General features: G+C 67.3%; 11 protein-coding genes and 1 tRNA gene. 10 read left to right on the top strand and 2 right to left on the bottom strand.

All coding sequences use genetic code 11. From position 1 onward, the window contains the following. Positions 1-9 precede the first annotated feature (9 nt). A complete protein-coding gene (locus AB0F56_RS34210; protein ID WP_362016937.1) occupies positions 10-606 on the top strand; it encodes a TetR/AcrR family transcriptional regulator in 597 nt (198 codons plus the stop codon). Here AB0F56_RS34210 and AB0F56_RS34205 read toward each other — a convergent pair. Both AB0F56_RS34205 and AB0F56_RS34200 read right to left on the bottom strand, forming a co-directional pair. Continuing rightward, positions 599-1,642, bottom strand: coding sequence for an adenosine deaminase (locus tag AB0F56_RS34205; RefSeq protein ID WP_362016936.1), 1,044 nt, complete (start codon positions 1,640-1,642; stop codon positions 599-601). The genes AB0F56_RS34210 and AB0F56_RS34205 overlap by 8 nt on opposite strands. A 121-nt stretch (positions 1,643-1,763) precedes the next feature. Then, on the bottom strand, positions 1,764-2,990 hold the full coding sequence (locus AB0F56_RS34200; RefSeq protein ID WP_362016935.1) for a pyridoxal phosphate-dependent aminotransferase: 1,227 nt from the start codon (positions 2,988-2,990) through the stop codon (positions 1,764-1,766). 203 nt (positions 2,991-3,193) lie between these two features. Between AB0F56_RS34200 and AB0F56_RS34195 the strand changes: the two genes are divergently transcribed. The 9 genes from AB0F56_RS34195 to rpoB all read left to right on the top strand — a co-directional run bounded on the left by AB0F56_RS34195 (position 3,194) and on the right by rpoB (position 12,426). Then, a tRNA-Trp gene (locus tag AB0F56_RS34195) sits at positions 3,194-3,266 on the top strand. Between the two features lie 103 nt (positions 3,267-3,369). Next, positions 3,370-3,657 carry a preprotein translocase subunit SecE gene (gene secE, locus AB0F56_RS34190; RefSeq protein ID WP_137993978.1) on the top strand — a complete coding sequence of 96 codons (288 nt, stop codon included), beginning with the start codon at positions 3,370-3,372 and terminating at the stop codon, positions 3,655-3,657. A 43-nt stretch (positions 3,658-3,700) separates the two neighbouring features. After that, entirely contained in the window at positions 3,701-4,582 is an 882-nt protein-coding gene (gene nusG / locus AB0F56_RS34185; RefSeq protein ID WP_362016934.1) for a transcription termination/antitermination protein NusG, read from the top strand. Positions 4,583-4,756: 174 nt separating this feature from the next. Further along, positions 4,757-5,191, top strand: coding sequence for a 50S ribosomal protein L11 (gene rplK, locus AB0F56_RS34180; protein ID WP_030318720.1), 435 nt, complete (start codon positions 4,757-4,759; stop codon positions 5,189-5,191). 79 nt (positions 5,192-5,270) lie between these two features. Beyond that, entirely contained in the window at positions 5,271-5,999 is a 729-nt protein-coding gene (gene rplA / locus AB0F56_RS34175) for a 50S ribosomal protein L1 (protein WP_362016932.1), read from the top strand. Between the two features lie 154 nt (positions 6,000-6,153). Continuing rightward, positions 6,154-7,098 carry a hypothetical protein gene (locus AB0F56_RS34170; RefSeq protein WP_362016930.1) on the top strand — a complete coding sequence of 315 codons (945 nt, stop codon included), beginning with the start codon at positions 6,154-6,156 and terminating at the stop codon, positions 7,096-7,098. Between the two features lie 276 nt (positions 7,099-7,374). Further along, positions 7,375-7,905 carry a 50S ribosomal protein L10 gene (gene rplJ / locus AB0F56_RS34165; protein ID WP_352188356.1) on the top strand — a complete coding sequence of 177 codons (531 nt, stop codon included), beginning with the start codon at positions 7,375-7,377 and terminating at the stop codon, positions 7,903-7,905. A 110-nt stretch (positions 7,906-8,015) separates the two neighbouring features. Next, positions 8,016-8,399, top strand: a complete 384-nt coding sequence (gene rplL, locus AB0F56_RS34160) for a 50S ribosomal protein L7/L12 (RefSeq protein ID WP_362016928.1) — start codon at positions 8,016-8,018, stop codon at positions 8,397-8,399. A gap of 544 nt (positions 8,400-8,943) precedes the next feature. Then, complete coding sequence (gene rpoB / locus AB0F56_RS34155) at positions 8,944-12,426, top strand: DNA-directed RNA polymerase subunit beta (protein ID WP_362016926.1); 3,483 nt, start codon at positions 8,944-8,946, stop codon at positions 12,424-12,426. Positions 12,427-12,497: the final 71 nt, after the last annotated feature.

Here is a 12,497-nt window from a genome sequence, read left to right as displayed (position 1 = left end):
GGAGCCTGCATGGACCAGAAGCCGACCCGTGTCCGGATCATCGACGCGGCCCACAGCCTCATGCGCACCGCAGGCCTGGCCCGCACCACCACCAAGGAGATCGCCAAGGCGGCGGGCTGCTCCGAGGCGGCGCTCTACAAGTACTTCCCGAGCAAGGAAGACCTGTTCGTGACCGTCCTCAACGAGCGGCTGCCCCAGCTCGGTGGACTCCTCGGCACCCTCGTCACCGACCCCGGCGGCCGGAGCGTCGAGGAGAACCTCACCGAGATCGCCCGCCAGGCCGCGCTCTTCTACGAGCAGACCTTCCCGATCGCCGCCTCGCTCTACGCCGAGCCGAGCCTCAAGCGCCGCCACGACGCGGTGATGCGCGAGCTCGGCGTCGGCCCCCACCGCCCGATCGAGGGCCTCGCCGCCTACCTCCGCGCCGAGCAGCAGCACGGCCGCATCGGCCCCACCGCCGACCCGCTGGCCGCCGCCTCCCTGCTCCTGGGCGCCTGTGTCCAGCGCGCCTTCGCCTGGGAGATGACCGGCGACGGCCGGCCCCCGCAGGACGTCGACACCTTCGCGGCCGCGCTCGCCCGCACCCTCATGACGGGGATCAGCTAGCCGGTGTCGCCAGCCAGTCGTCGACGCCCGAGAGCAGCTTCCGCCGTACGTCCTCCGGAGCCGCCGAGGCGCGGATCGACTGACGGGCCAGCTCGGCCAGTTCCGCGTCCGTGAAGGCGTGGTGGCGGCGGGCGATCTCGTACTGGGCGGCCAGCCGGGAGCCGAAGAGCAGCGGGTCGTCCGCGCCCAGGGCCATCGGGACGCCGGCCTCGAAGAGGGTCCGCAGCGGGACGTCCTCGTGCTTCTCGTAGACCCCGAGCGCCACGTTGGACGCCGGGCAGACCTCGCAGGTCACGCCCTTCTCGGCGAGTTTGCGCAGCACCCGGGGGTCCTCCGCCGCCCGCACCCCGTGGCCGATCCGCGCCGCCCGGAGGTCGTCCAGGCAGTCCCGTACGGACGAGGGCCCCGTCAGCTCGCCGCCGTGCGGGGCCGCCAGCAGGCCGCCGTCGCGGGCGATCGCGAAGGCCCGGTCGAAGTCGCGGGCCATGCCCCGGCGCTCGTCGTTGGAGAGCCCGAAGCCGACCACGCCCCGGTCCGCGTACCGCACGGCGAGCCGGGCGAGCGTACGGGCCTCCAGCGGGTGCTTCATCCGGTTCGCCGCCACCACGACCCGCATCCCGAGACCGGTCTCCCGCGCGGCCGAGTCGACCGCGTCCAGGATGACCTCCATGGCCGGGATCAGACCGCCGAGCAGCGGGGCGTACGAGGTCGGGTCGACCTGGATCTCCAGCCACCCCGAGCCGTCCCGCACATCCTCCTGGGCCGCCTCGCGTACGAGCCGCCGGATGTCCTCGGGCTCCCGCAGGCAGGACCGGGCGATGTCGTACAGCCGCTGGAAGCGGAACCAGCCGCGCTCGTCGGTGGCCCGCAGCTTAGGCGGGGTGCCGCTGCTCAGCGCCTCCGGCAGATGGACGCCGTACTTGTCCGCCAGCTCGATGAGCGTCGTGGACCGCATAGAACCCGTGAAGTGCAGGTGCAGATGCGCCTTGGGCAGCAGATTGATGTCGCGGGAAACGTGCTCGGAAACGTGCTCCATTGAAGGATCTTGCCGCACCCGAATGGACGAACACAGCCCCTTTCCCCGATCGGGACCTTGCTAGAACGTAAAAACGGGCCCCTGGTTCCGAAGAACCAGGGGCCCGGGAGCGGAGGCGCGACTAGTCGCGGGCCTCCGCGAGCAGCTTCTGGATCCGGGACACGCCCTCCTTGAGGTCGTCGTCACCGAGCGCGTACGAGAGCCGCAGGTAGCCCGGCGTGCCGAAGGCCTCGCCCGGGACGACCGCGACCTCGGCCTCGTCCAGGATCAGGGCGGCCAGCTCGACCGAGGTCTGCGGGCGCTTGCCGCGGATCTCCTTGCCGAGCAGCCCCTTCACCGACGGGTACACGTAGAACGCGCCCTCGGGCGTCGGGCAGTAGACGCCCTCGATCTCGTTGAGCATGTGCACGATCGTCTGGCGGCGCCGGTCGAAGGCGTGGCCCATCTCCTCGACTGCCTTCAGGTCGCCCGAGACGGCGGCGAGGGCGGCGGCCTGCGCCACGTTGCTCACGTTCGACGTGGCGTGCGACTGCAGGTTCGTCGCGGCCTTCACGACGTCCTTCGGGCCGATGATCCACCCCACACGCCAGCCGGTCATCGCGTACGTCTTGGCGACACCGTTGACCACGATGCACTTGTCGCGCAGCTCGGGCATGACCGCCGGCAGGGAGACGGCGGAGGCGCCGCCGTAGACCAGGTGCTCGTAGATCTCGTCCGTCAGCACCCACAGACCGTGCTCGACGGCCCAGCGGCCGATCGCCTCGGTGTCGGCCTCGCTGTACACGGCGCCGGTCGGGTTCGAGGGGGAGACGAAGAGGACGACCTTCGTCCGCTCCGTGCGCGCCGCCTCCAGCTGCTCCACCGAGACGCGGTAGCCGGTGGTCTCGTCGGCGACGACCTCGACCGGGACACCGCCCGCGAGCCGGATCGACTCGGGGTACGTCGTCCAGTACGGGGCCGGGACGATGACCTCGTCGCCCGGGTCGAGGATGGCGGCGAACGCCTCGTAGATCGCCTGCTTGCCGCCGTTGGTCACCAGGACCTGGGAGGCGTCGACCTCGTAGCCGGAGTCGCGCAGCGTCTTGGCGACGATCGCGGCCTTCAGCTCGGGCAGGCCGCCGGCCGGCGTGTAGCGGTGGAACTTCGGGTTCTTGCACGCCTCGACGGCGGCTTCGACGATGTAGTCAGGCGTCGGGAAGTCGGGCTCACCCGCGCCGAAACCGATCACCGGGCGCCCGGCGGCCTTGAGGGCCTTGGCCTTGGCGTCGACGGCGAGGGTGGCGGACTCGGAGATCGCACCGATGCGGGCGGAGACCCGGCGCTCGGTCGGAGGGGTAGCAGCGCTCATACGGCCCATGCTCCCAGACCCGCTTCCCGCCCGGCACACAGGTTTCAGGGAGCGGACAGGAACGGTCATTCCTGGTCGCGGGTGGGGTGGCCGGGACGCTTGGCCGCTTTCTGTTCGACGTGGGGCTCATGAACACGTACACTCACTGCTCGTTGGCCCTCACCGACCACGTCTCACGATGCGGTAGGTTGGGGAAGCCACAAAGGGTCGTAGCTCAATTGGTAGAGCACCGGTCTCCAAAACCGGCGGTTGGGGGTTCAAGTCCCTCCGGCCCTGCTACACACACCGCCAGGATGTGTGCGCATGTACGTACTTCTATGCACCGCCGTGCGGATCCACCCGGCACGGCACTGCCATGACCCGGGATCAGGTGAGAAGCGTGACGGACGCCGTGGGCTCCATCGACATGCCTGATGCCGAGGACGAGGCTCCGGACTCGAAGAAGAAGGCCCGCAAGGGCGGCAAGCGCGGAAAGAAGGGCCCCCTGGGCCGTCTCGCGCTCTTCTACCGCCAGATCGTCGCGGAGCTTCGCAAGGTCGTCTGGCCCACTCGCAGCCAGCTGACGACGTACACCACGGTAGTGATTGTCTTCGTTGTCATCATGATCGGCCTTGTCACCGTGATTGACTATGGCTTCCAGGAAGCAGTCAAGTACGTCTTCGGCTGACTTCTTGTTCCACCCCATCAGTAACCAGGAAGAAGCAGCCACCGTGTCTGACCCGAACCTGAACGAGTCTGTGTCCGAGGACGAGCTCGACATCCTCGAGGCGGCCGACGAGGACCAGGCCGAGGCTGCTGACGCCGCTGCGGGCGAGGCTGCCGAAGAGGCCGCCCTCCAGATCGAGGACGACTCCGACGCGGACGAGTCCGACGACGAGGTCGAGTCCGACGAGGACGACTCCGACGTCGAGGCCGAGACCGAAGAGGTCGAGGAGGTCGTCGAGGCCGAGGTCGAGGAGGAGCCCGCCGCTCCCGTCGACCCGATCCAGGCGCTGCGTGACGAACTCCGCGGCCTGCCCGGCGAGTGGTACGTGATCCACACCTACGCGGGCTACGAGAAGCGCGTGAAGGCCAACCTGGAGCAGCGCGCCGTCTCGCTGAACGTCGAGGAGTTCATCTACCAGGCCGAGGTGCCCGAGGAAGAGATCGTCCAGATCAAGAACGGCGAGCGCAAGAACGTCCGGCAGAACAAGCTGCCCGGCTACGTGCTCGTTCGCATGGATCTGACGAACGAGTCCTGGGGCGTCGTCCGCAACACCCCCGGCGTCACCGGCTTCGTGGGCAACGCCTACGACCCGTACCCGCTGACCCTGGACGAGATCGTCAAGATGCTCGCCCCCGAGGCCGAGGAGAAGGCCGCTCGCGAGGCCGCCGAGGCCGAGGGCAAGCCGGCTCCGGCCCGCAAGGTCACCGTCGAGGTCCTGGACTTCGAGGTCGGCGACTCGGTCACCGTCACCGACGGCCCCTTCGCCACCCTGCAGGCCACGATCAACGAGATCAACGCCGACTCGAAGAAGGTCAAGGGCCTCGTCGAGATCTTCGGTCGCGAGACCCCGGTCGAGCTCAGCTTCGACCAGATCCAGAAGAACTGACCCTCACGGGCACATCTTCACATCGGTTTTCCGACCAGGTCAGAGTGGCTCACAGCCGCTCTGACCTGCTCGGTTTTTAGCCGCACGTCTATACCCGTTATCGTTGTGCGGTATGCCTCCATCCGGATGACCGGATGGCGGGCTGAACACTCTCACTAGGACCCGGAGAGAGCAATGCCTCCCAAGAAGAAGAAGGTCACGGGGCTTATCAAGCTCCAGATCAACGCTGGTGCGGCCAACCCGGCCCCGCCGGTCGGCCCCGCGCTCGGCCAGCACGGCGTCAACATCATGGAGTTCTGCAAGGCCTACAACGCCGCGACCGAGTCGCAGCGTGGCATGGTCGTGCCGGTGGAGATCACGGTCTACGAAGACCGCAGCTTCACCTTCATCACCAAGACTCCGCCGGCCGCCAAGCTGATCCTCAAGGCCGCGGGTGTGGACAAGGGCTCCGGCGAGCCGCACAAGACCAAGGTCGCCAAGCTGACGGCTGCCCAGGTCCGCGAGATCGCCACGGTCAAGCTCCCCGACCTGAACGCCAACGACCTTGACGCCGCGTCGAAGATCATCGCCGGCACCGCCCGTTCCATGGGCATCACGGTCGAGGGCTGATCACCCCCCTCGTGACCTCCAGTGGTAGGGCCTGCGCGGCCCGCACCACGACTCCATACCTGAACCAACAGGAGCAGAAGTGAAGCGCAGCAAGGCTCTCCGCGGCGCGGACGCCAAGATCGACCGGGAGCGTAACTACGCCCCCCTCGAGGCCGTCCGTCTCGCCAAGGACACCGCCACCACCAAGTTCGACGGCACCGTCGAGGTCGCCTTCCGCCTGGGCGTCGACCCGCGCAAGGCCGACCAGATGGTCCGTGGCACCGTGAACCTCCCGCACGGCACCGGTAAGACCGCCCGGGTCCTGGTCTTCGCGACCGGTGACCGTGCCGAGGCCGCAGTTGCCGCTGGCGCCGACATCGTCGGTTCCGACGAGCTCATCGACGAGATCTCCAAGGGCCAGCGCCTGAACGAGTTCGACGCCGTCGTCGCCACCCCGGACCTCATGGGCAAGGTCGGCCGCCTCGGCCGCGTCCTCGGCCCGCGTGGTCTCATGCCGAACCCGAAGACCGGCACCGTCACCCCCGATGTCGCCAAGGCTGTCAACGACATCAAGGGCGGCAAGATCGAGTTCCGCGTCGACAAGCACTCGAACCTGCACTTCATCATCGGCAAGGTCTCCTTCGACGAGACGAAGCTGGTCGAGAACTACGCCGCGGCTCTGGAGGAGATCCTCCGTCTGAAGCCGTCCGCCGCCAAGGGCCGCTACATCAAGAAGGCGACCCTGGCGACGACGATGGGCCCCGGCATCCCGCTGGACTCCAACCGCACCCGCAACCTCCTCGTCGAGGAGGACCCGGCAGCTGTCTGACCGGGCCGAGCCCCACAGGCTCACTGAGTGGTCAGCCGGCCCCCAGCCCCTCTCCGGAGGGGCCGGGGGCCGGCTTTTTTCATACGGGGCTGTCGGCGCGGTGGGATACCGTTCGGATGACCGAGTAGCTGAAGATTTTTTGGGGTGGGGACTCATGCGCAAGACCGCGTGGAAGCGCGCCGGCGTCTCGCTGGTCGCCGTGGCCGTCGTGGCCGGTGTCGCGGGCTGTCAGGACGGCGACGAGGGGAAGAAGAAGGCCGCGGACGCGCCCGCGAAGCCGCAGCTGCAGACCCAGGCGGCCGTCACGAAGGTCATCCAGGCCGCGTACGAGAAGACCTCGGCCGCGAAGTCGGCGAAGGTCAAGATGACCATGACGATGCCGGCCGGCCTCGAGGGCGGCGGCACCATGGAGATGACCGGCGTCCAGGGCTGGGACCCGGCCGCGATGGACATGACCGTCAAGGGCTCGATGCTCGCCGCGGGGGACCCCGACGCCCCCGAGCAGGTCCGCATGATCATGCTCGACGGCGCGATGTACATGGACCTCGGCACCAAGATGGCCGCCGAGACCGACGGCAAGCGCTGGATGAAGCTCGACCTCAAGGCCGCCGCGGACATGTCCGGGGACAAGGACCTCCAGAAGTCGATGACCGGCGGCCTGGAGAACATGAACCAGGACCCGGCCAAGCAGATCGCCCTGATGCTGGACTCGCCGAACCTGAAGCACGTGGGCCCGGAGAAGGTCGACGGCGTGGAGGCGCAGCACTACAAGGGCTCGCTGACCCTGGAGCAGATGGTCGCCACGAACAAGTCCCTCGACGTGCTCTCCGAGCAGGAGCGCAAGGACCTGATCGCGAACATCAAGAAGTCCGGCATCACGGGGTACGACACCGAGCTGTGGGTGAACGGCGACGGCTACCCGGTGAAGATGGACATCGGTATGAAGACGCCGCAGGGCGCGGTCTCGATCGTGGCCCACTACTCGGACTACGGCGCCAAGGCCGCGGTCGAGGCCCCGCCGGCCAAGGACACGGTCGACCTCTTCAAGATGCTCAAGGAGATGGGCGAAGCGGGCGGCGAGGGCGAAGGTCAGGCCTGAGCCGACTGAGCCGTACGGGCGGATTTGCTCCCGGCCGCCACCGTCACGTACTCTTCCACAGAAGCCAAAGACCGCTGGTCGTTGCCGTGCTCTCGCAAGAGGGTCCGGTGGCCGAAGGTTCGCTGAGATGCGAACGGCCCGCGCAGGTGATCGTGGAAGAGTTCCCGGTTCGTTTCGATCCGGTCGAGCTGAGCCCCGTGCGCCTGCGCCGGGGCGTTTCTCTTTGTTCAGCCCCTTCTGAGCGGTCCTCATCACCCGGAAGGAGGCCGACGCTCTATGGCAAGGCCCGACAAGGCTGCCGCGGTAGCCGAGCTCAAGGACAAGTTCCAGAGCTCGAGCGCCGTCGTGCTGACCGAGTACCGGGGTCTCACCGTGGCCCAGCTCAAGACGCTGCGCCGTTCGCTCGGTGAGAACGCCCAGTACGCCGTGGTGAAGAACACGCTGACCAAGATTGCGGCCAACGAGGCCGGGATCACCTCGCTCGACGACCAGTTCACCGGTCCGACGGGCGCTGCCTTCATCACCGGTGACCCGGTGGAGTCGGCGAAGGGTCTTCGTGACTTCGCCAAGGACAACCCGAATCTCATCATCAAGGGCGGTGTCCTTGATGGTAAGGCGCTCTCCGCCGATGAGATCAAGAAGCTTGCGGACCTCGAGTCCCGCGAGGTTCTGCTCAGCAAGCTGGCCGGTGCCTTCAAGGGCAAGCAGTCCCAGACTGCTTCGCTCCTCCAGGCGCTGCCGTCGAAGTTCGTCCGCACCGCGGAGGCGCTTCGCGTCAAGCTCGCCGAGCAGGGCGGTGCCGAGTAATTCGGCTCGCGCACTGATCCGCGCCGCCTAGTGCGTGGGTCGTAGCGGGCCGTTACGCCCGCCTCTATATACATCCGGCACCTGCCGATTTAGTGGAAGGATCGCCCATCATGGCGAAGCTCTCTCAGGAAGACCTCCTCGCCCAGTTCGAGGAGATGACCCTCATCGAGCTCTCCGAGTTCGTGAAGGCGTTCGAGGACAAGTTCGACGTCACCGCCGCTGCGGCCGTCGCCGTTGCCGGCCCCGCCGGCCCGGGCGCCGTCGCCGACGCCGTCGAGGAGCAGGACGAGTTCGACGTCATCCTCGAGGGTGCGGGCGACAAGAAGATCCAGGTCATCAAGGTCGTGCGCGAGCTCACCTCCCTGGGTCTGAAGGAGGCCAAGGACCTCGTCGACGGCACCCCGAAGCCGGTTCTCGAGAAGGTCGCCAAGGAGGCCGCGGAGAAGGCTGCCGAGTCCCTCAAGGCCGCCGGCGCCTCCGTCACGGTCAAGTAAGACCCTGCGAGTCTCCTGACTCGTTCTGGCGCCTCTCAGGCGCCTCGCCAAGGGCGATCACCCATCCGGGTGGTCGCCCTTCGGCGTACCCGGGGACGGGCGTGGCGGCGGGTGTGAGAGCCCTCCCGGGCGGAGTATGGTGATCTTCGCCGTGCGCCCCCGCTGACCGGGGGGCCTTGACGAACCGCACGCAGCGCGCAATTCTCAGGACGCGTCGTCACAACGATCCGTATCCGAGGCATGGATCGACGGCGGAACGGGCAGTATCGAGGTGCGCCGCACGGCGCGAGGTACCGCGGAGTTGAGAACAACGAGGGTCGCGAAAAACTCGCCCTGGACATCAGTGGGCCAAGTGGCTACACTGACCCTTTGCGCTGCCTGTTAGCTGCCCCCTGCCCGTCACCTGGGGCATACCCTCGCGAGAGCATTGTCGGCAGACCTGACCTGACCTGGGCTTTTGACCATATCGGGAAATGTCTGTCCCTCTGCGTCGCTGGGGACCGGTACGCGCGTAGTGAGTCCGAGCCCTCGGAAGGACCCCCTCTTGGCCGCCTCGCGCAACGCCTCGACCAATACGAACAACGGCGCCAGCACCGCCCCGCTGCGCATCTCCTTTGCAAAGATCAAGGAGCCCCTCGAGGTTCCGAACCTCCTCGCGCTGCAGACCGAGAGCTTTGACTGGCTGCTCGGCAACGCCGCCTGGAAGGCTCGCGTCGAGGCAGCTCTCGAGTCGGGACAGGACGTCCCCAGGAAGTCGGGTCTGGAAGAGATCTTCGAGGAGATCTCGCCGATCGAGGACTTCTCCGGGTCGATGTCGCTGACCTTCCGCGACCACCGCTTCGAGCCCCCGAAGAACTCGATCGACGAGTGCAAGGACCGTGACTTCACGTACGGCGCCCCGCTCTTCGTCACCGCCGAGTTCACCAACAACGAGACCGGCGAGATCAAGTCCCAGACGGTCTTCATGGGCGACTTCCCGCTCATGACGAACAAGGGCACCTTCGTCATCAACGGCACCGAGCGTGTCGTGGTCTCGCAGCTGGTGCGTTCGCCGGGCGTCTACTTCGACTCCTCGATCGACAAGACGTCCGACAAGGACATCTTCTCCGCCAAGATCATCCCGTCCCGGGGTGCCTGGCTGGAGATGGAGATCGACAAGCGCGACATGGTCGGTGTCCGCATCGACCGCAAGCGCAAGCAGTCCGTCACCGTCCTCCTCAAGGCTCTCGGCTGGACCACCGAGCAGATCCTGCAGGAGTTCGGCGAGTACGAGTCCATGCGCGCCACCCTGGAGAAGGACCACACCCAGGGCCAGGACGACGCGCTGCTCGACATCTACCGCAAGCTCCGTCCGGGCGAGCCGCCGACCCGCGAGGCCGCTCAGACGCTGCTCGAGAACCTCTACTTCAACCCGAAGCGCTACGACCTCGCGAAGGTCGGCCGCTACAAGGTGAACAAGAAGCTCGGCGCGGACGAGCCGCTGGACGCCGGTGTCCTGACCACCGACGACATCATCGCCACGATCAAGTACCTGGTGAAGCTCCACGCGGGCGAGACCGAGACGATCGGCGAGTCGGGCCGGGAGATCGTCGTCGAGACCGACGACATCGACCACTTCGGCAACCGTCGTCTGCGCAACGTCGGCGAGCTCATCCAGAACCAGGTCCGTACGGGTCTGGCTCGTATGGAGCGCGTCGTGCGTGAGCGCATGACCACCCAGGACGTCGAGGCGATCACGCCGCAGACCCTGATCAACATCCGGCCGGTCGTCGCCTCCATCAAGGAGTTCTTCGGCACCAGCCAGCTGTCGCAGTTCATGGACCAGAACAACCCGCTGTCGGGTCTGACGCACAAGCGTCGTCTCTCGGCGCTGGGTCCCGGTGGTCTGTCCCGTGAGCGGGCCGGCTTCGAGGTCCGAGACGTGCACCCGTCCCACTACGGACGCATGTGCCCGATCGAGACCCCCGAAGGCCCGAACATCGGTCTGATCGGTTCGCTCGCCTCGTACGGCCGCGTCAACGCGTTCGGCTTCATCGAGACGCCGTACCGCAAGGTCGTCGACGGCCAGGTCACCGACGAGGTCGACTACATCACCGCCGACGAGGAGGACCGCTTCGTCATCGCCCAGGCGAACGCGACCCTGAACGACGAGCTCCGCTTCACCGAGCCGCGCGTTCTGGTTCGCCGCCGTGGTGGCGAGGTCGACTACGTCCCGCCGACCGAGGTCGACTACATGGACGTCTCGCCGCGCCAGATGGTGTCGGTCGCGACGGCCATGATCCCCTTCCTCGAGCACGACGACGCCAACCGTGCCCTCATGGGCGCGAACATGATGCGTCAGGCGGTGCCGCTGATTAAGTCCGAGGCCCCGCTCGTCGGCACCGGCATGGAGTACCGCTGTGCCACCGACGCCGGTGACGTGCCGAAGGCCGACAAGGACGGTGTCGTCCAGGAGGTCTCGGCCGACTACATCACCGTCGCCAACGACGACGGCACGTACACCACGTACCGGATGGCCAAGTTCTCCCGCTCGAACCAGGGCACCTCGGTCAACCAGAAGGTCGTCGTCTCCGAGGGCGACCGGGTCATCGAGGGCCAGGTCCTCGCCGACGGTCCGGCCACCGAGAACGGTGAGATGGCGCTCGGCAAGAACCTGCTCGTGGCGTTCATGCCGTGGGAGGGTCACAACTACGAGGACGCGATCATCCTGTCGCAGCGCCTCGTGCAGGACGACGTCCTCTCCTCGATCCACATCGAGGAGCACGAGGTCGACGCCCGTGACACCAAGCTCGGCCCGGAGGAGATCACCCGGGACATCCCGAACGTCTCCGAGGAGGTCCTCGCCGACCTCGACGAGCGCGGCATCATCCGTATCGGTGCCGAGGTCGTCGCCGGCGACATCCTCGTCGGCAAGGTCACGCCCAAGGGTGAGACCGAGCTGACCCCGGAGGAGCGTCTGCTCCGCGCGATCTTCGGTGAGAAGGCGCGTGAGGTCCGTGACACCTCGCTGAAGGTGCCGCACGGCGAGACCGGCAAGGTCATCGGCGTCCGCGTCTTCGACCGCGAGGAGGGCGACGAGCTTCCCCCGGGCGTGAACCAGCTGGTCCGCGTCTACGTCGCCCAGAAGCGCAAGATCACCGATGGTGACAAGCTCGCCGGCCGTCACGGCAACAAGGGTGTCATCTCCAAGATCCTTCCGATCGAGGACATGCCCTTCCTCGAGGACGGCACCCCGGTCGACATCATCCTGAACCCGCTGGGTGTCCCGTCCCGAATGAACCCGGGACAGGTCCTGGAGATCCACCTCGGCTGGCTCGCCAGCCGCGGCTGGGACGTCTCCGGCCTCGCGGACGACTGGGCGAAGCGCCTGCAGGCCATCGGCGCCGACCAGGTCGCCCCGGGCACCAACGTCGCCACCCCCGTCTTCGACGGTGCGCGTGAGGACGAGCTCGCGGGTCTGCTCCAGCACACGATCCCGAACCGCGACGGCGAGCGCATGGTGCTCCCCTCCGGCAAGGCGCGTCTGTTCGACGGCCGCTCCGGCGAGCCGTTCCCGGACCCGATCTCGGTCGGGTACATGTACATCCTCAAGCTCCACCACCTGGTCGACGACAAGCTGCACGCCCGGTCGACCGGTCCGTACTCGATGATCACCCAGCAGCCGCTGGGTGGTAAGGCCCAGTTCGGTGGCCAGCGCTTCGGTGAGATGGAGGTGTGGGCGCTCGAGGCATACGGCGCCGCGTACGCCCTCCAGGAGCTGCTGACGATCAAGTCCGACGACGTGACCGGCCGCGTGAAGGTCTACGAGGCCATCGTCAAGGGCGAGAACATCCCTGAGCCCGGCATCCCCGAGTCCTTCAAGGTGCTCATCAAGGAGATGCAGTCCCTGTGCCTCAACGTGGAGGTGCTGTCCTCGGACGGCATGTCCATCGAGATGCGCGACACCGACGAGGACGTCTTCCGCGCAGCGGAGGAGCTCGGTATCGACCTGTCCCGGCGCGAGCCGAGCAGCGTCGAAGAGGTCTGACGGGAGTCCGGTACGGGGGCTCAGCGATGAGCCCCCGGCCGGCCCCAGGACCCCCGTTTCAGACCCCAAGA

This window comes from Streptomyces sp. NPDC026092, assembly GCF_040638605.1.
Classification (GTDB): Bacteria; Actinomycetota; Actinomycetes; order Streptomycetales; family Streptomycetaceae; genus Streptomyces.
Note: the sequence above shows the minus strand (reverse complement) of the source record. Positions and strands in the feature narration are given on the sequence as shown.

Coding starts and splice junctions, on each gene's coding strand:
- AB0F56_RS34210 (WP_362016937.1), top strand. CDS start 10: ATGGACCAGAAGCCGACCCGTGTCCGGATCATCGACGCGGCCCACAGC.
- AB0F56_RS34205 (WP_362016936.1), bottom strand. CDS start 1,642: ATGGAGCACGTTTCCGAGCACGTTTCCCGCGACATCAATCTGCTGCCC.
- AB0F56_RS34200 (WP_362016935.1), bottom strand. CDS start 2,990: ATGAGCGCTGCTACCCCTCCGACCGAGCGCCGGGTCTCCGCCCGCATC.
- rplK (WP_030318720.1), top strand. CDS start 4,757: ATGCCTCCCAAGAAGAAGAAGGTCACGGGGCTTATCAAGCTCCAGATC.
- AB0F56_RS34170 (WP_362016930.1), top strand. CDS start 6,154: ATGCGCAAGACCGCGTGGAAGCGCGCCGGCGTCTCGCTGGTCGCCGTG.
- rplJ (WP_352188356.1), top strand. CDS start 7,375: ATGGCAAGGCCCGACAAGGCTGCCGCGGTAGCCGAGCTCAAGGACAAG.
- rplL (WP_362016928.1), top strand. CDS start 8,016: ATGGCGAAGCTCTCTCAGGAAGACCTCCTCGCCCAGTTCGAGGAGATG.